This is a genomic window from Lacticaseibacillus manihotivorans DSM 13343 = JCM 12514 (assembly GCF_001435035.1).
Taxonomy (GTDB): domain Bacteria; phylum Bacillota; class Bacilli; order Lactobacillales; family Lactobacillaceae; genus Lacticaseibacillus; species Lacticaseibacillus manihotivorans.
This window is the reverse complement of sequence record NZ_AZEU01000209.1, coordinates 1-862: the sequence shown is the minus strand read 5'-3', so window position 1 is coordinate 862 and position 862 is coordinate 1. Positions and strand designations below refer to the sequence as shown.

The window sequence follows — 862 nt, the reverse complement described above, 5'->3', positions numbered from 1 at the left end:
CCAGAAAAATCATATGCGCAATTCCGAAACGCTTGCCAACACTTCGTTTAGATTCGTTGCCAGTAAGATAACACTCTGCTGCTTCGATATAAGTTTCTACTGAAATCTTGGTCATACAAATACCCCCAAAGTTTTGTTCCAACTTTGGGGGTAAAGGTCAGTTGCCAGTTTTATTTAAGTAAGTTTTCCAAGTAGCCCAGCACCCCTTGACGTTCATTATCTTCAGTGGTTTGATCGTCAGCTGCAGCCTTAACTGCCGGGGTCGCATTTTGCATCGCGACCCCTAAGCCAACCGTCTTCAACATTTCGATATCATTGCCGCCATCGTCAAAAGCTGCCATTTCTTCAAAATCGACTTTCAACCAATTGCCTAAACTGGCCAGCGCTGCGGCTTTGTGAATCCCAGGATGGATCAAGTCGATATCGCCGTGCCCACTAGAAGTCGGTTCGGCGACGCTTTTGAGCGGTTCGCGCAAGGCTTCAACGATTTGATCGGTTTCATCATCGGGACAAGTGATGCCGATTTTTAGGATTTCATCATCAACCTCATCAAAGCTCGTCACTGTTGCCAACTGATCATAATAAAAATGCCGATCATCGATAAAGGCTTGATCATTATCGGCTAAAACATATGCAGAATTCACACCTGATAACAGCACCTTGCACGTTGGAAAGTCTTGAAGGACGTTCAGCATTTGCGTCAGTTGCGCTTGGGTGAACACCGCTTTTTGATAGATCTGGTGGGCGTCGCGAATGTATGCACCATTTTCGGAGATATAGATCAAATCAGGGTAATCGGGAAAACTCGCGCATTTCAACTAGATCTCGATAACTGATGTTGTAACGCAAGTAGTAGCCTACG

At 45.4% G+C, this 862-nt stretch carries 1 protein-coding gene; it reads right to left on the bottom strand.

The genetic code is table 11. The features are described 5' to 3' along the window. Positions 1-170: 170 nt before the first annotated feature. Positions 171-818, bottom strand: coding sequence for an HAD hydrolase family protein (locus FD01_RS11245; protein WP_056964365.1), 648 nt, complete (start codon positions 816-818; stop codon positions 171-173). Positions 819-862: the final 44 nt, after the last annotated feature.